Source organism: Paenibacillus sp. FSL H7-0442 (assembly GCF_038593105.1).
Classification (GTDB): Bacteria; Bacillota; Bacilli; order Paenibacillales; family Paenibacillaceae; genus Paenibacillus; species Paenibacillus polymyxa_D.
On record NZ_CP151963.1, the window covers coordinates 873,656 to 891,540 of the forward strand.

The 17,885-nt window shown below is 46.3% G+C and carries 13 protein-coding genes, 3 rRNA genes and 1 riboswitch; of the genes, 14 read left to right on the forward strand and 2 right to left on the reverse strand.

The features are described from left to right. The first annotated feature begins 11 nt into the window (after positions 1 to 11). The 12 genes from MHH57_RS03880 to MHH57_RS03935 all read left to right on the forward strand — a co-directional run bounded on the left by MHH57_RS03880 (position 12) and on the right by MHH57_RS03935 (position 14,404). Complete coding sequence (locus tag MHH57_RS03880; protein WP_069011293.1) at positions 12 to 857, forward strand: LysR family transcriptional regulator; 846 nt, start codon at positions 12 to 14, stop codon at positions 855 to 857. Positions 858 to 878: 21 nt separating this feature from the next. Further along, complete coding sequence (locus MHH57_RS03885; protein ID WP_342434843.1) at positions 879 to 1,550, forward strand: SGNH/GDSL hydrolase family protein; 672 nt, start codon at positions 879 to 881, stop codon at positions 1,548 to 1,550. A gap of 153 nt (positions 1,551 to 1,703) precedes the next feature. Next, entirely contained in the window at positions 1,704 to 2,174 is a 471-nt protein-coding gene (locus MHH57_RS03890; RefSeq protein WP_341038743.1) for a MarR family transcriptional regulator, read from the forward strand. A 19-nt stretch (positions 2,175 to 2,193) separates the two neighbouring features. Beyond that, positions 2,194 to 3,132, forward strand: a complete 939-nt coding sequence (locus tag MHH57_RS03895; RefSeq protein ID WP_341038746.1) for an NADP-dependent oxidoreductase — start codon at positions 2,194 to 2,196, stop codon at positions 3,130 to 3,132. Between the two features lie 40 nt (positions 3,133 to 3,172). Then, a complete protein-coding gene (locus MHH57_RS03900; protein ID WP_220027006.1) occupies positions 3,173 to 3,562 on the forward strand; it encodes a nuclear transport factor 2 family protein in 390 nt (129 codons plus the stop codon). 222 nt (positions 3,563 to 3,784) lie between these two features. Continuing rightward, positions 3,785 to 5,155: an NCS2 family permease gene (locus MHH57_RS03905; protein WP_165150799.1), complete on the forward strand. Its 1,371-nt coding sequence runs from the start codon at positions 3,785 to 3,787 to the stop codon at positions 5,153 to 5,155. A 446-nt stretch (positions 5,156 to 5,601) separates the two neighbouring features. Next, positions 5,602 to 7,157, forward strand: a 16S ribosomal RNA gene (locus MHH57_RS03910). Between the two features lie 342 nt (positions 7,158 to 7,499). Continuing rightward, a 23S ribosomal RNA gene (locus MHH57_RS03915) occupies positions 7,500 to 10,429 on the forward strand. A gap of 152 nt (positions 10,430 to 10,581) precedes the next feature. After that, positions 10,582 to 10,698: ribosomal RNA gene (gene rrf, locus MHH57_RS03920) — 5S ribosomal RNA — on the forward strand. Together the 16S, 23S and 5S rRNA genes form the textbook arrangement of a ribosomal RNA operon. Before the next feature lie 212 nt (positions 10,699 to 10,910). Continuing rightward, a complete protein-coding gene (locus MHH57_RS03925) occupies positions 10,911 to 11,903 on the forward strand; it encodes a ketoacyl-ACP synthase III (RefSeq protein WP_342434844.1) in 993 nt (330 codons plus the stop codon). Positions 11,904 to 12,032: 129 nt separating this feature from the next. Further along, positions 12,033 to 14,168 (forward strand): DNA topoisomerase III, encoded by a 2,136-nt coding sequence (locus MHH57_RS03930; RefSeq protein ID WP_340954258.1) that lies wholly within the window; start codon positions 12,033 to 12,035, stop codon positions 14,166 to 14,168. Positions 14,169 to 14,266: 98 nt separating this feature from the next. After that, a complete protein-coding gene (locus tag MHH57_RS03935) occupies positions 14,267 to 14,404 on the forward strand; it encodes a hypothetical protein (RefSeq protein ID WP_016819760.1) in 138 nt (45 codons plus the stop codon). A gap of 181 nt (positions 14,405 to 14,585) precedes the next feature. Here MHH57_RS03935 and MHH57_RS03940 read toward each other — a convergent pair whose 3' ends face one another. Both MHH57_RS03940 and MHH57_RS03945 read right to left on the reverse strand, forming a co-directional pair. Next, positions 14,586 to 15,746, reverse strand: coding sequence for a type II asparaginase (locus MHH57_RS03940; RefSeq protein ID WP_342434845.1), 1,161 nt, complete (start codon positions 15,744 to 15,746; stop codon positions 14,586 to 14,588). Positions 15,747 to 16,159: 413 nt separating this feature from the next. Beyond that, positions 16,160 to 16,288 carry a DUF4023 family protein gene (locus MHH57_RS03945; protein ID WP_013308788.1) on the reverse strand — a complete coding sequence of 43 codons (129 nt, stop codon included), beginning with the start codon at positions 16,286 to 16,288 and terminating at the stop codon, positions 16,160 to 16,162. A gap of 194 nt (positions 16,289 to 16,482) precedes the next feature. On the opposite strand from MHH57_RS03945, the gene MHH57_RS03950 reads away from it, so the two are divergent. Together MHH57_RS03950 and MHH57_RS03955 are read left to right on the forward strand one after the other, a co-directional pair. Beyond that, complete coding sequence (locus tag MHH57_RS03950; RefSeq protein ID WP_342434846.1) at positions 16,483 to 16,746, forward strand: DUF1294 domain-containing protein; 264 nt, start codon at positions 16,483 to 16,485, stop codon at positions 16,744 to 16,746. Positions 16,747 to 16,893: 147 nt separating this feature from the next. Further along, complete coding sequence (locus tag MHH57_RS03955) at positions 16,894 to 17,328, forward strand: universal stress protein (RefSeq protein WP_061832065.1); 435 nt, start codon at positions 16,894 to 16,896, stop codon at positions 17,326 to 17,328. Between the two features lie 350 nt (positions 17,329 to 17,678). Then, positions 17,679 to 17,780, forward strand: a riboswitch (purine riboswitch). Positions 17,781 to 17,885: the final 105 nt, after the last annotated feature.

The window sequence follows — 17,885 nt, forward strand, 5'->3', positions numbered from 1 at the left end:
GAGGTGAAGGGATGGATATTGAAAATATGCAGGCATTTGTTTCGGTGGCAGAGCTGAGAAGCCTGACAGAAGCTGCCCAAAAGCTGAATCATCTGCAATCGAATATGACGGCTAAAATAAAGAAGCTGGAGGCCCATTACGGCACAGCGTTATTTTACCGAAAGCCCCGGGGTATGGAGCTGACACCTGCAGGAGAAATCTTATATGCTCAGTTCAAGCAAATGTTGTTGCTGTGGCAAGACACGGAGATGAAAATGAGACCGCAGGAGGAAAAGCTGCGCATCGGTACGATGCAGTCCATTGTTGCGGGGGAAACAACAAGGGCGCTTACGAAGGTATACGAGCTGTACCCGCAGGCCTCGGTTACATTAAAAACCGGAACCACCACGGGAATGGAACGATTGATTCTCGACGGCGAACTCGATATTGCTTTTGTTACAGGGTATCCCGCTAACCCGTATATTCATTATCAAAAATTATGCCGTGAAGAACTGGTACTGGTGGGGAAAGGCATACATGAAGGCTCGGATCTTAAACAGGTACTCCAAGGAGCGTCTATTATCATATTGTCGGATGGCTGCCTGTACCTCACGTATTTAGAGAAGATGTATCAGGACATGCAATTGACCCATGGCGAGGTTGTGGAGGTTGGTGTGTTTGAAACGATGGTACAATTTTCCTTGATGGGAATGGGAATCACCCTTATGTCCAAAAGGCTGGCGCGGCAATTCAAAGTAACATCCTATTTGCCCGCTCCCCCAACCTTTGGCTACATGGATACATATTTAATAACCCGGCCAAATCACGAAATGACAGCGATTGAACATAAATTTATCGAAATCAATAATACGATCTAATAGAGTAGGAGTGGAATTAGATTGACAAATAATCAGGGCAAGTACCAAGGTAGCCATGCCGTATTCCTGGGCGATAGTATTACGTTTGGATATGAATTACGTGATGGAGAAAAGCCATACCCCCACCTCGTGAGTGATGTATTAGGATTCCAAACTTTTGAGAATCATGGCATATCCGGCAGCAGTGTAGCCAGCGGTGGCTTTGAACCGATGTGTGAGCGTTATGAGAAAATGAACCCTCATGCGGACGTGATCTTTTTTATGGGGGGAAGAAACGATTTTTCGATGGGAGAAATATCGTTCGGTAGCTTGGATACGCCATCGACAGAAACGCGTACGTTTTATGGTGCGCTCAAGCATATTGCCGAAGGATTAATTAACCGTTACCCGGACAAGCTGATCGTCTTTTTGACCCCGCCTCACGGATCAAGTGATACCGTTCCTGAGCATCTGCCTAATGCTATCACAGGTCAAGTCTATAGCGCGTATGCACAGGCCGTGAGAGAAGTGGCCTCACTGTATTCTTTCCCGTGCTGCGATCTGTGGAATATCGCTGGAATTCAACCACTGTTGCCTGTGCATAAACAGATGTACTTTACAGGGGGAAATGGTATCCCTGACGGCCTGCACCCGAATCAGGCAGGCCACGAGCGGATGGCGGCTCGTATTATCGGATTTATGAATACACTGTAATGTATGGACTATTTCATCGTTTCATCGAATGACCTTAACTACAATTCAAGAATGCTCAGGCTATTTGTTTAGCTTGAGTATTCTTGAATTGTAGGATTTGTCTATATAGACTTGTCTCAGGACTTGTTTATTTTTAGTGAGGGTGTATAATACTTGATGTATCAATTGATAGGTCAAGTATTAGGAGGATGGTTTGTCATCGAACATTGCTCTGAAAAAAGTCAGTTGTTTTATCGCATGCATCTTTTGTGTAAAGAAATGAATAACGCTTTTGAAGCACAGTTAAAAACCAGTTTTACCAAGGTTGAAATTTTGTATCATATTGACCATCGTCAGGAACTAAGCCAGCTAGAGCTCCAACATCTGCTCGTTCTGGATGGTGCAGCAGTGACTCGACATCTACGAAGGCTGGAAGAGGAAGGTCTGATTTTACGTAGTAAAAAAGAGCAGGATAAGCGTGTGACCTATATACGTTTGACCGAATTAGGGGTTCAAGAGCTGCAAGTTTTGTCAGAGCAAAGACAAGCCTTCCAGGAAAAGCTGCTATGTAAGTTTACAGATGAGGAAATTGTGGCTTTGACAGATGTACTACAGCGTATGTCTAACAATGTGAAGAATATATAAATGTGAGGAGGAAATGAATATGAAAGCCATCGTTATAGATCAGTATGGAAGCAAGGATGAATTGAAAGAAAGAGAAGTGCCTACTCCTACACCACTGGCTCATCAGGTTGTAGTCAAAGTGGCGGCTACCTCCATCAACCCAATTGACTGGAAGTTGCGTGAAGGTTACTTAAAACAAATGATGGATTGGGAGTTCCCGATTATTTTAGGCTGGGATGTAGCCGGCACTATTTCGGAAGTAGGCAGCGAGGTCACCGATTGGAAAGTGGGAGATGAAGTGTTTGCACGCCCGGACACCACACGGTTCGGTACTTATGCCGAGTATACCTTGGTGGATGATCACCTGTTGGCGCGTAAACCTGCCTCAATTTCTTGGGAGGAAGCCGCTTCTGTACCTTTGGCGGGGTTGACTGCTTGGCAGGCGCTTTTTACACATGGTCAACTGACCAAAGGGGAAAAAGTATTAATCCACGCAGGTGCAGGTGGCGTAGGCATGTTTGCTATCCAGTTTGCCAAACAAGCCGGAGCCTATGTCATTACTACAGCCAGTGAGCGTAATCATGAATTGCTTGCTTCATTGGGAGCCGACCAAATCATTGACTATCACACAACTCGTTTTGAGGAAGTTTTATCTGATGTGGACGTGGTGTTCGATACGATGGGCGGGGATGTTCAGAAGAATAGCTTTAAGGTAATGAAAAGGGGCACTGGACGGATCATATCCATTGTGAGCAATTTTGACGAAGAGCTGGTAAAGGAGTACAACGTAACGGTCAAAAATATATGGCTGGAGCCCAACGGACAGCAACTGCAGGAAATTGCCGACCTGTTGGAGCAAAAGAAAGTAAGATCGGTAGTGGGAGCGACGTTTCCTTTTTCGCAAAAAGGCTTATATGATGCACACGCTTTAAGCGAAACCCACCATGCTGTTGGAAAAATTGCAATAACCTTCTCATAAGGATGAATACACATATACAGCACGAATGGAATTGCGCACGATGAAGATTTTAGAAGATTATTTTCACTACTATGATTTAGCAAAAGATGACGAGAAGAGTAGAGAGCGATTAATTAGCCTTTTTTCTGAGAAGATTGAGTTTGTATTGAATGGTGATCGAAAACAAGGTATGAACAGTTGGAAAAGCTTCTTGAATATGTTCTTTGAGGGATCGCTCGAAATCAAGCATATGTATGAAGGTTGGAAACCTGTACCCAGAGAACCTGATACCTATCAAACCAAATGGGCAGTGTGTGGTAAAAAAGCAACAGGCGAAGTTTATACACTTACTGGAGTGGACAAGGCCCGGCTGGATGCGGAAGGTAAGATCGTTTATCTGGAGAATATCCCAGACACAGCGAATGCATTTGATAAGTACAAAAACATCTGATTCCCTTAAATGATAACCCGTTAGCTGCATAATAGCTTGCGGGTTTTATATTTTCCGAACAATACATATATGTTTAATTTGTAACATTCGCTTTTTCTGTTGACAAGCAGTAGGTGAGAGCCTAAAATAACGAATGTAATAATATAGCGCATTGAATGCGAATATTACTTCAAACGAACGACAACAATACGAGTATGCTTTGCGTAGGAGGAATTACGACTCATGGAGCGTTTCTTTAAATTAAAGGAACATGGCACGAACGTCCGCACAGAAATTATAGCGGGGATTACTACTTTTATGACCATGGCTTATATTTTGGTGGTCAACAATACCTTTTTAGGTCCGACTGGAGCAGGTATGCCCAGTGAAGCTGTCTTTTTTGCGACGGCCGTAGGTGCAGGTTTGGTTACCATCCTGATGGGGTTATTCGTTAATGTGCCGATCGGCATGGCGCCGGGTATGGGCTTGAATGCTTATTTTATGACTGTAGTCCTGAGTTCTAATGGCATGATTACTTGGCAAGCGGCACTTGGCGCTGTATTTATATCCGGTATCGTCTTTCTGATTTTAACCGTGACACGAGTAAGACAGATGCTGCTTGTTGCGGTTCCGGAAAATTTAAAGACAGCTATTACAGTGGGTATCGGCTTGTTTATTACGATTGTCGGCTTCAAGCTTTGTAATCTGGTTATGGTGAGTATCGTTCCAGGGACAGATGTTGGTCAACCGGTTCCGGGTCATGCTTTTAATTTAATTTTGGGAAGTCTGGTACATCAAAAGGATGCACTGCTGGCCCTAATCGGATTGCTTATTATCGCAGTACTGATGGTCGTTCGGGTTAAAGGTGCATTGCTGATTGGGATCGTAGCTACTACATTAATCGGTATTCCGATGGGAGTAACGAATCTGAGTAGCTTGACAACAGGCAACTGGATTCCTGATTTCAGTAATTTGGCTGTAGGCCAGTTAGACTTGAAAGCAGCTTTGCATATTGGTCTGTTTGATATCATTTTCATTTTCACATTTGTAGAGTTGTTTGATACGTTCGGTACCTTGGTAGGTACGGCTACTCGCGCGGGTATAATGAAAGATAAGAAAAAAGGCGAGAAAATTATCGGTAAAGCGATGCTGGTGGATGCTGTTGGCGTAAGTACCGGTGCTGTATTGGGTACAAGTACGATTACAGCATTCGTAGAAAGCTCCGCAGGGGTAGAAGAAGGCGGACGTACCGGACTGACTGCTGTAACGACAGGTGTTCTGTTCTTGTTGGCCCTGTTTATTGCACCGTTGGCTCTGGTTGTGCCTTCTGCCGCTACTGCTCCAGCTCTGATTATTGTTGGGGTCCTAATGATGAGTCAGGTTCGCAACATCGACTGGGATAACTTTCTGTTGGCGTTTCCTGCATTTTTGACTATCGTGCTGATGCCTTTCACAGGTGGAATCGCGAATGGTATTTCTGCTGGTATCCTGTCTTACGTTGTACTGGCTGTATTCAGTAATCTATTTACCAGCAATAAAGTTAAAATTCACTGGCTCATGTGGGTGCTTGCTATTATTGTAGTAATCCGCTTTGCCTTTATGGGCTCAGAATAATCAGTAGATATAGAACAAAGAACCTCTTCCTGTTGCTTAAGGGAAGAGGTTCTTTGTTTGTAGTTAGACGCAGATAGATACAACGGAGCTATTATATAGAAGGAAAATGAATAATATATAAAGTATTATGAATTTCACATAATAAATGCTTGCAAACGGGATGTGTATATGGTATATTCTAATTCCGGCCAAGAAATACAATATTGCGAGCGAGTGTTACAAAAAACGTTTTAAAAAAATGCTTGCTAAGTTGGTTCGGACATGATATGATATAAGAGTTGATGAAGCGACGTGCTGAATTAACAAAATGAATGTTTGATCTTTGAAAACTGAACAACGAGTGAGTAAAACGATTTTGTTCGCAAAATCAAACAAGAGATATTTTTTATCTCGTCAGTTTCAAAATGAGCTTATCGCTCTTTCTATAAACCAGCTTCGGTTGGTCTTTAATGGAGAGTTTGATCCTGGCTCAGGACGAACGCTGGCGGCGTGCCTAATACATGCAAGTCGAGCGGGGTTATTTAGAAGCTTGCTTCTAAATAACCTAGCGGCGGACGGGTGAGTAACACGTAGGCAACCTGCCCACAAGACAGGGATAACTACCGGAAACGGTAGCTAATACCCGATACATCCTTTTCCTGCATGGGAGAGGGAGGAAAGACGGAGCAATCTGTCACTTGTGGATGGGCCTGCGGCGCATTAGCTAGTTGGTGGGGTAAAGGCCTACCAAGGCGACGATGCGTAGCCGACCTGAGAGGGTGATCGGCCACACTGGGACTGAGACACGGCCCAGACTCCTACGGGAGGCAGCAGTAGGGAATCTTCCGCAATGGGCGAAAGCCTGACGGAGCAACGCCGCGTGAGTGATGAAGGTTTTCGGATCGTAAAGCTCTGTTGCCAGGGAAGAACGTCTTGTAGAGTAACTGCTACAAGAGTGACGGTACCTGAGAAGAAAGCCCCGGCTAACTACGTGCCAGCAGCCGCGGTAATACGTAGGGGGCAAGCGTTGTCCGGAATTATTGGGCGTAAAGCGCGCGCAGGCGGCTCTTTAAGTCTGGTGTTTAATCCCGAGGCTCAACTTCGGGTCGCACTGGAAACTGGGGAGCTTGAGTGCAGAAGAGGAGAGTGGAATTCCACGTGTAGCGGTGAAATGCGTAGAGATGTGGAGGAACACCAGTGGCGAAGGCGACTCTCTGGGCTGTAACTGACGCTGAGGCGCGAAAGCGTGGGGAGCAAACAGGATTAGATACCCTGGTAGTCCACGCCGTAAACGATGAATGCTAGGTGTTAGGGGTTTCGATACCCTTGGTGCCGAAGTTAACACATTAAGCATTCCGCCTGGGGAGTACGGTCGCAAGACTGAAACTCAAAGGAATTGACGGGGACCCGCACAAGCAGTGGAGTATGTGGTTTAATTCGAAGCAACGCGAAGAACCTTACCAGGTCTTGACATCCCTCTGACCGGTCTAGAGATAGACCTTTCCTTCGGGACAGAGGAGACAGGTGGTGCATGGTTGTCGTCAGCTCGTGTCGTGAGATGTTGGGTTAAGTCCCGCAACGAGCGCAACCCTTATGCTTAGTTGCCAGCAGGTCAAGCTGGGCACTCTAAGCAGACTGCCGGTGACAAACCGGAGGAAGGTGGGGATGACGTCAAATCATCATGCCCCTTATGACCTGGGCTACACACGTACTACAATGGCCGGTACAACGGGAAGCGAAATCGCGAGGTGGAGCCAATCCTAGAAAAGCCGGTCTCAGTTCGGATTGTAGGCTGCAACTCGCCTACATGAAGTCGGAATTGCTAGTAATCGCGGATCAGCATGCCGCGGTGAATACGTTCCCGGGTCTTGTACACACCGCCCGTCACACCACGAGAGTTTACAACACCCGAAGTCGGTGGGGTAACCCGCAAGGGAGCCAGCCGCCGAAGGTGGGGTAGATGATTGGGGTGAAGTCGTAACAAGGTAGCCGTATCGGAAGGTGCGGCTGGATCACCTCCTTTCTATGGAGAATCGTTTCCTGCGATGGAAACATTCAAATTAGCAGGTACATGTACCTGCGACCGGATATTCAATTCGGTTCATCACATTCGTGTGAATGAAATGAATATCCTGAACTTACTCACTCGTTGCTCAGTTTTGAGAGCTCAAACTCTCAAAAAAAGCTGGTTGTTTACAGCTTTGCACCTTGAAAACTGGATACCGAAACGAAATTGCGTTTTAGAATATTCCTTTAAGCTGATCTTGTGTAAACAAGTGAAATAAAGGTAGCTGCCTTGAATTTCATTCACACGTAAGTGTTGAACCGAAATTCAAAGCAAATCGTATTTACGATGTAAATACTAGGTTAAGCTACAAAGAGCACACGGAGGATGCCTAGGCGCCAGGAGCCGACGAAGGACGTGGCGAACAACGATAAAGCCTCGGGGAGCTGTAAGCAAGCTTTGATCCGGGGATGTCCGAATGGGGAAACCCGGCTGTCTTCATCGACAGTCACTTTCTGCTGAATACATAGGCAGAATAGAGGCAGACCAGGGGAACTGAAACATCTAAGTACCCTGAGGAAGAGAAAACAATAGTGATTCCGTCAGTAGCGGCGAGCGAACGCGGATTAGCCCAAACCAAGGAGCTTGCTCCTTGGGGTTGTGGGACGTCTCACATGGAGTTACAAAGGAACCGGTTAGATGAAGAGGTCTGGAAAGGCCCGCCAGAGAAGGTAAAAGCCCTGTAGTTCAAAACTTGTTCTCTCCGAGACGGATCCCGAGTAGTGCGGGGCACGTGAAACCCCGTATGAATCCGGCAGGACCATCTGCCAAGGCTAAATACTCCCTGGCGACCGATAGTGAAGCAGTACCGTGAGGGAAAGGTGAAAAGCACCCCGGAAGGGGAGTGAAATAGATCCTGAAACCGTGTGCTTACAAGAAGTCAGAGCCCGATCTATGGGTGATGGCGTGCCTTTTGTAGAATGAACCGGCGAGTTACGTTCCCGTGCAAGGTTAAGGTGAAGAGCTGAAGCCGCAGCGAAAGCGAGTCTGAATAGGGCGAATTGAGTACGTGGACGTAGACCCGAAACCGGGTGATCTACCCCTGTCCAGGGTGAAGGTGCGGTAACACGCACTGGAGGCCCGAACCCACGCATGTTGAAAAATGCGGGGATGAGGTGGGGGTAGCGGAGAAATTCCAATCGAACCCGGAGATAGCTGGTTCTCCCCGAAATAGCTTTAGGGCTAGCCTCGGAAAGAAGAATCGTGGAGGTAGAGCACTGATTGGGTGCGGGGCCCGCAAGGGTTACCAAGCTCAGTCAAACTCCGAATGCCATAGATTTAGTTCCGGGAGTCAGACAGTGAGTGCTAAGATCCATTGTCGAAAGGGAAACAGCCCAGACCATCAGCTAAGGTCCCCAAGTGTGTGTTAAGTGGGAAAGGATGTGGAGTTGCACAGACAACCAGGATGTTGGCTTAGAAGCAGCCACCATTGAAAGAGTGCGTAATAGCTCACTGGTCGAGTGACTCTGCGCCGAAAATGTAACGGGGCTAAACACACCACCGAAGCTATGGCTTGATGCATTGCATCAGGGGTAGGGGAGCGTTGAATGCGGGTTGAAGGTGTACCGTAAGGAGCGCTGGACTGCATTCAAGTGAGAATGCCGGTATGAGTAACGAAAAGATCTGTGAGAATCAGATCCGCCGAAAGCCTAAGGGTTCCTGAGGAAGGTTCGTCCGCTCAGGGTAAGTCGGGACCTAAGGCGAGGCCGATAGGCGTAGTCGAAGGACAACAGGTCGAAATTCCTGTACCACCGTAATCCGCTATGAGCGATGGGGTGACGCAGTAGGGTAGTGACGCGGACGGATGGATGTCCGTCTAAGCAGTGAGGCTGATGTGTAGGCAAATCCGCACATCGTTAAGGCTGGGCTGTGATGGGGAGCGAAAATTGTAGTAGCGAAGGTCATGATCTCAGACTGCCAAGAAAAGCCTCTAGCCAGGAGAAGGTGCCCGTACCGCAAACCGACACAGGTAGGCGAGAAGAGAATTCTAAGGCGCGCGGAAGAACTCTCGTTAAGGAACTCGGCAAAATGACCCCGTAACTTCGGGAGAAGGGGTGCCTCGGTAGGGTGAATAGCCCGAGGGGGCCGCAGTGAAAAGGCCCAAGCGACTGTTTAGCAAAAACACAGGTCTGTGCGAAGCCGCAAGGCGAAGTATACGGGCTGACGCCTGCCCGGTGCTGGAAGGTTAAGGGGAGTGGTAAGCTCGCAAGAGCGAAGCTATGAACCGAAGCCCCAGTAAACGGCGGCCGTAACTATAACGGTCCTAAGGTAGCGAAATTCCTTGTCAGGTAAATTCTGACCCGCACGAATGGCGTAACGACTTGGGCGCTGTCTCAACGAGAGATCCGGTGAAATTTTAATACCTGTGAAGATGCAGGTTACCCGCGACAAGACGGAAAGACCCCATGGAGCTTTACTGCAGCTTGATATTGAATTTGGGTACGATCTGTACAGGATAGGTGGGAGCCGTCGAACTTTGAGCGCCAGCTTGAAGGGAGGCATCCTTGGGATACCACCCTGATCGTATCTAGGTTCTAACTTGGTACCGTAAACCGGTGCGAGGACAGTGTCAGGTGGGCAGTTTGACTGGGGCGGTCGCCTCCTAAAGAGTAACGGAGGCGCCCCAAGGTTCCCTCAGAATGGTTGGAAATCATTCGAAGAGTGCAAAGGCAGAAGGGAGCTTGACTGCGAGACCTACAAGTCGAGCAGGGACGAAAGTCGGGCTTAGTGATCCGGTGGTACCGCATGGAAGGGCCATCGCTCAACGGATAAAAGCTACCCTGGGGATAACAGGCTTATCTCCCCCAAGAGTCCACATCGACGGGGAGGTTTGGCACCTCGATGTCGGCTCATCGCATCCTGGGGCTGAAGTAGGTCCCAAGGGTTGGGCTGTTCGCCCATTAAAGCGGTACGCGAGCTGGGTTCAGAACGTCGTGAGACAGTTCGGTCCCTATCTGTCGTGGGCGTAGGAAATTTGAGAGGAGCTGTCCTTAGTACGAGAGGACCGGGATGGACGTACCGCTGGTGTACCAGTTGTTCCGCCAGGAGCACCGCTGGGTAGCTATGTACGGAAGGGATAAGCGCTGAAAGCATCTAAGCGTGAAGCCCCCCTCAAGATGAGATTTCCCAGTATGTAAGACCCCTTGAAGACGACGAGGTAGATAGGTTGGGGGTGGAAGTGCAGTAATGCATGGAGCTGACCAATACTAATCGGTCGAGGGCTTATCCTAAAGATAAAACGCAAATGAGTTTCGGATCCAGTTTTCAGGGTGTAACCTTGAAGGTATGTACAAGTGACATACGACAAGCGCATGGCTATTCATTCACACGATAAGTGGTGAACCGAATAACCGTACGGAAGAATTTGCGTAGCAAATTCATGTTTGGTGGCGATAGCGGAGGGGTTCCACACGTACCCATCCCGAACACGACCGTTAAGCCCTCCAGCGCCGATGGTACTTGGACCGCAGGGTCCTGGGAGAGTAGGACGTCGCCAAGCAACAAGCAAAAGAGACTATGATCTTCATAAGATCATGGTCTTTTTTTGCGTTAAAAGGCAGTGGGATTTTATTTAAATTGAGCTTGTTATAAGTTTAACTGGATAAGTGGATATTAACTAGTAATAAGAAGACGGTTTTAAAATAATTTAGTACCAGGTATTAGTATCTGGTGTTATAATGTGAATAAGGATTACAAAGGAGAGTGATCAGATTGTTGAATTCAAAAGCTAAGCTTACGGCCTTTGGCACTTATGTACCTGAACGGATTTTGACGAACGCTGACTTGGAGAAGCTTGTGGATACCAGTAACGAGTGGATTGTACAGAGAACGGGTATGCATGAAAGACGCATTGCGGCTGAAGATCAATATGTATCTGATTTATGCATACAAGCTATTACACGTATGATTAACCTGTATGACGTAAATATAAACGATGTTGAGATGATCATTGTAGCGACGAGTACACCTGATTACTACTTTCCGAGCACGGCTTCACGTATTCAGGCTCATTTTGATATTCCGAATACAGGGTCAATGGATATTAGTGCAGCATGTGCAGGTTTTTCCTATGGACTTCATTTGGCAAATGGCCTTATTACGGGTGGTCTGCATCGTAAGGTGCTGGTAGTGGGAGCCGAAACGTTGTCCAAAATTACAGATTATACGGATCGGACGACGTGTATACTTTTTGGAGATGGTGCAGGGGTTGCGCTTGTTGAATATGACGAGGATGAAGGATCATTTTTAACTTCAGATATAGGTACTTATGGGCATGGGGGAGCACATCTTTACCGTGTGGGACTATCTGATCATTTAAATGGAGAGAAGCTGCAAGACCATGGATTTATTGCGCAGAATGGACGTGAGGTTTATAAATGGGCTGTTCGCTCTGTTCCAACTGGAATCGAACGATTATTGGATAAGGCAAATATGAAGAAGGAGGATCTTGACTGGTTTGTACCTCATAGCGCTAATTTGAGAATGATCGAGTCCATATGTGAAAGAAGTACAGTACCTTTGGAAAAAACGCTGACAAGCGTAGAATTGTATGGTAATACATCGGCGGCATCCATCCCGTTGGCTTTGCAGTGTGGTTTGGATGATGGACGTTTACGGTATGGACAACATGTGTTGTTATATGGATTTGGCGGAGGCCTCACCTATGCGGGTCTGCTATTAAAATGGAGTGTGCCTGATTTGTAAGTTATCTTAACCCATGTAGAAGTAATAGCAATAGTATGTACGATCATGTTAATAAGAGCCGTTGGTATTAGAATTTATCGTAAGATGGCAGGATGGTATAATTAACACTATGAGAGAAAGGAGCGTAACATGAAGGTATTGGTATTGGCAGAAAAACCGTCCGTGGCCAGAGAGATTGCACGTGTGATGGGTAGCCGCGAGAAGCATAAAAGTTATATAGAAGGACCCCAGTACGTGGTGACGTGGGCACTGGGACATTTGGTCGGCTTAGCAGAGCCGGAGGATTACGATTCTAAGTATGCGACCTGGAATTTGGAGGACCTGCCTATTCTTCCGAAGAGTTCAAAGTTAAAGGTGCTGCGCGAAAGTAATCATCAGTTCAAAGCTGTGCAGCAACTCATGAAGCGGCAGGACATTGGAGAGCTTATCGTGGCAACAGATGCTGCTCGCGAAGGAGAATTGTTGGCACGCTGGATCATCCAAATGGCAAACTGGAAAAAGCCCTTCCGGCGCTTATGGATCTCTTCGCAGACGGACAAGGCGATTAAAGCAGGTTTCGCAAAGCTATTGCCTGGTCAGCAGTTTGATCGTTTATATGAATCGGCTCGCTGTAGAGCTGAAGCAGACTGGATGATTGGTCTCAATGTAACTCGCGCGTTGACTTGTCGTTATAACGCCCAACTTTCGGCGGGAAGAGTCCAAACACCAACGCTGGGGATGATTATGGAGCGTGAGAAAGAAATTACCGAATTCCGTTCTCAGGAATATGATACTTTGACGGCGGACTTCGGCGATTTTCAGGCAACTTGGCGGGCAGAAAACGGGGATTCACGCATGTTTGACCGTACTCAAGCAGAGACTTTGCGCCGTAGGCTTGAGGGGGCCAAAGGCACAGTTGCCAGTGTTAAAAAGAGTGAAAAGAACGAGCCTCACCCGCTGGCGTATGATTTAACGGAGCTGCAAAGAGATGCTAACCAACGTTACGGCTTTTCGGCCAAACAGACGTCCAATCTGCTTCAGCGTCTGTATGAGCAGCATAAGCTGGTGACCTATCCACGTACGGACAGCCGTTATCTGACATCCGATATGGTGGATACCCTTAAGGAAAGGCTCAGTAGTGTAGCAGTAGGTCCGTATGCTTCCTTGGCACGCCCGCTATTGCGTAACAACCTGCCGATCACAAAGCGAATTGTGGATGACAGTAAAGTTACGGATCATCATGCGATTATTCCTACTGAGCAGACATTATTACTTAATCAGTTAAGCCCGGAAGAACGTAAGCTGTATGATCTGATTGCACGACGGTTTATCAGTCTATTCTATCCACCTGCACGTTATGATGCTGTAGCCGTATCAGTTACGGTGGAGCAGGAGACGTTTCACGTAAAAGGCACAACGGTAAAAGATAGCGGATGGCGTGCTGTATATGACGCGAACCATTATGATATGGATGATGAAGAAGCAGAGGATCGGGAAAACAATGGACGGGGCGTTATTTTACCTGAGCTGCAAAAAGGAGATTCCGTCCGGTTACAGCGTTGTCTTGTACGAGCTGGGCGAACGATGCCGCCGAAGCGGTATACGGAAGCAGCCCTGCTCGCTCAGATGGAAAAGCATGGACTGGGTACTCCTGCTACTCGTGCCGATCTGATTGAAAAGCTTGTCAGCTCGGATACGATTGAGCGTCAGGGGAACGTGATGCATCCAACCGGGAAAGGTAAGCAACTGATTGAACTGGCAGCTCCACAGCTTCGAACGCCTGAGCTGACGGCACGTTGGGAAGCGGAGCTGGAACGGATTGCTCGTGGTCAAGGACAACCGGAACCGTTTTTGAATTCTATTCGTGCTATGGCGAAAGAACTGGTTTCCACTGTGAAAAATAGCAGTGCGGAGTACAAGCCTCATAATGTGACGAATAGTCATTGTCCAGATTGTGGTACAAAGCTATTGGAGAAGAAGGGTAAGAAAGGCAAGTTCCTTGTATGTCCAAGTGCGGATTGCGGTTACCGTCGTTCAGGGGAAAAACGTTTGTCCAATCGACGTTGCCCGCAGTGTCATAAGAAAATGGAAATGAAAGAGGGCAAAGCAGGATTGTATGTAAGATGCCTGCCCTGCGGCATTACCGAGACGTTGGATAAGGACAAGCAACGGGTAAACAAACGGGAACAGCAAAAGCTAGTAAGACAATTTGAAAAGCAGGAATCTTTTGGCTCCAGTTTGGGTGATTTGCTAAAAGCTGCGATGGAACAAAAGCAGGGCAAATGACAGATGACCATAAGCGCTGCAGTCAACATAATCAGTAGGTGCATGTCGGTATAAAAACGATCACTCCTTGGCATGGTAATCCGAGGAGGTGAGTATTTATGCCCAAACATAAACCGCTTAAAATCAATAATCAGCAAAATAAATCAAGCATACTGGAGGAGGAAATTGCTGCTCATCCAGAGAAGCAAGCGAAATATCCTCCAAGCTTGAATGGGATTCCCAAACAGCAGTCTTGATGCTGCGTGGGAGGGACGATGGATTACTGTATAGAACCAAGACGATTGGATATTAGATGAAGTAGTTATTAATGCTAGACTTGTCTTGCAAAAAAAAGCAGCAGTTACGGTGATCAACCGTAATCGCTGCTTCTTTTTCATAATAAGGATGTTGTATTTATTTGATTTGGGATAAATGTTCTTAGTATTCATTAAAGAAGGATTGAATTTGGTTAACATCGTGTGTTTGGGTCAAAGCAAGCATGAGCAAAATCCGTGCTTTTTGCGGATTGAGTGAATCGGTTGATACAAAGTTCGATGCCGCGTCTTTTGTTGACGGGGATACCACTCCACTTCCCACGCGGCTGGAGCGGGCAATGATTACTCCTTTTTTACCTGCGGCCTCTGCGCCTTCTGAGGAGGTCTTGGACAAGGAACCATTACCGGAACCAGCTACGACAATCCCCTTGGCACCAGCTGCTACGGCTGCATCATACAGATAGCGACCATTGTTTTGATATTCGTATAAAATATCTACTTGTGGCAGTTGAGTCAGGTTAGAGATGTCGAATACAGAAGAAGTCGTATGCTTGTGTGTGGATTTGTTGTAGTAGTACACTTGATCACCCACAACAGCTCCAAGGTATCCCTGCTCTACAGACTTGAACGTATCGACTGCTGTTGTGTTTGTTTTGGTAATGTATCTTGCTGCACCGATACGGTCGTTCAACAGGACGAGTACACCCTGACCTTTAGAGGCCGAAGCCCCGGCGACTTTCACTGCATTATAGAGGTTGAAGGGACCATCGGCACTGATCGCAGTAGCTGGACGCATAGAGCCAACGACAACCACAGGCTTATCGCTTTTGATAACAAGATTGAGGAAATAAGCTGTTTCTTCTAATGTATCTGTACCATGTGTAATGACAATGCCATCTACATCGTCTTTGGCAAGCAGTTCATTGGTGCGTTTGGCAAGTTTTAAGAGGATCTCATTATTAACGTCGGGGCTACCTACATTAACAACTTGCTCACCACTGACATTTGCAATACTTTTCATCTCAGGAACGGCATTGATCAAGGTTTCCACACCCAACGCGCCTGCTTTGTAGCCGGTTGTATCCGTGTTGACGGCAGATGATCCTGCAATGGTCCCTCCTGTGGCAAGTATTTTAATATTGGGTAAATGATTGGTTTGAGGATTTCCGGATTTGTCCGACGTTGTAGTAGTAGAAGTAGGGGCAGTTGTACTGGTTGTAGCTGCTGTCGCAGCGTTGGCGGTAAATCCACCACTCCATAAGGTACTTCCGAGAATAAAGCTAGCCAACAGGGGAATCATCGTCATTTTTTTCATGTTAGTCATATAAAGCTCCTCTCCAATCTTAAACCTAATATTAATGATAGATTAACTGACAAATATTTTGTCGAATTACGTTAATATCACGAATTATAGGGTGTAAAATTGTTTTTAGTCAACAGTTATGTTAGAAAATATGACTTTAGAACTTATTTATTATAAATGTAATCGCTTTATTACGTGTGGTAGGTGTATGTAGTAAGATGAACAGTCGGTTGTTTAAGGTAAAGACCACGGCTTGAATAAAAAATATTTGCAAAAACAAAACAACAAGCAGAAATCCGTAAGAGGTCCGCTTGTTGTTTTTGTTGAAGGGTGAACAACTGAGTTTACCTTTAACGTCATTCAATGAGAAGGACAAGGTGAAGTTGATATTTTACGTTAATAACATGGTTCTAAGCTGAATACAGATCCCATGATCAGGGGTTTTTGCTATGCTGTTTTGTCGGCAAGCTGGCGCTGGGAGTTCCTTTTCCTCGTTTGCGGTTGCGTTCTGCCTTTTTTGCATTTTCTCGCAGCTTTTCAACGTATTCATGGGTGCTTTCCATGGCAGTTCCTCCTTTAAGACGAAATAGATGCACTCGGGGATCGCCCTTATGCCACCTTACTATTTCCGCAAAAGCGCTATCCAAGTCAGGGGAGGCGTTGTTTCTGTAAAAGGGGTGGGGTTATAATGAGGGGGAGAACGCTATATAAGGCCTAATACCTGAACTTGGTACGGTGTGCAAAAGGAGGAGAGACATTGCAGACAGGCTTGTTGGTATGGCTGCTGTTTATCAATGCAGTAGGCTATCTGGTAATGTCGGAAGATAAAAAGAGAGCACGTAAACATCGTGATCGTGTACCTGAACGGACGCTGTTTTTCCTGGCCCTGATCGGGGGAGCCTTAGGCGTGCTAATAGCCATGTACCGTAAACGCCATAAAACACGGCATATGAGTTTCAGATTAGGTATTCCTGCGTTGCTATTCATGAACGCATTGTTGTATAGTTATTTTTTAAGGTAAGGCGAGGAGTTTAGCTTCTCATAGGGGAGTTTAATGATGAGTGAGAAGACTATTCCAGCCATCCAGTGATGTCATGGAATGAACAACCATAGGAATACATATTTCAGGCTTTGAATCAATAAACTGAATTAGGAAGAGGTGCATATTATGATATTTTCAAAAGTATTGCTTGCTTATGACGGTTCGGATGCATCCAACAAGGCTTTGTTAAAGGCGGCTGAATTGGTCAAGGCATCACCCTCCTCGAAGCTTGAGGTGGTAACGGCATTCGATTTTCCTCGGATCTTTATGGGCGAAGGTTTGGCTCCAATTCCGGCTTCAATAAATAAAGAATATTACGATTTGGCCGAACAAACTACGGATGAAGTTAAAAAACGACTTGCTGAGCAGGGTGTAGATGCCAAGGTGGAACTGATTCAAGGTTCTCCAGCCGAAGTCATTTTGGATTATGCCAATGAGAATGGCTTCGATGCGATTGTGATCGGCAGCCGTGGCTTGGGCGGTATTCGTGAATTTGTATTAGGTAGTGTGAGTCACAATGTGGTGCAGCATGCGCGCATTCCTGTGCTGGTCGTAAAATAACTGAATAAAAAAGTGAAAGTCGGTTTACTGCCTGTATAGGGAGTGCCGACTTTTATTTTTGTCAGTGGAATGCGGTACGCTCGCTGTTATCAGGATAGGTAATAGATAGCTAAACGTAATACAATAGTCCTGACCTGTGGGTATATAAGGGTGTTGATTTTGTTAAACACGAACATTCTATTGCATGATTATTGTAATGTTCGTTTTCAAGTTGACATAAGGTGTAGGGAATTGTTAAACTAGGAAGTGTATTGTCGATAAAAAATGAACTTTAGGTACAATTTAATAAGGTACACATGTTTGAGCCGAAACAAACCACGATCATACTTGTAAAGAATATCGATTGGGATGGAATAGGCACAATGCTAACTCGTATAATGCCGGGGATATGGCCCGGAAGTTTCTACCTGGAAACCTTAAATTTCCGGACTACGGGAGACATACGGCTGAAGCCGCATCGGATGCGGTGGAAGAGGCTTGCTTTTGGCATGCCTTTAAGAGGCTCTGTCGTTTGTTTTTTCGTAGTCCGGTGTCTTGAAAATAACGTTATTTTCGAG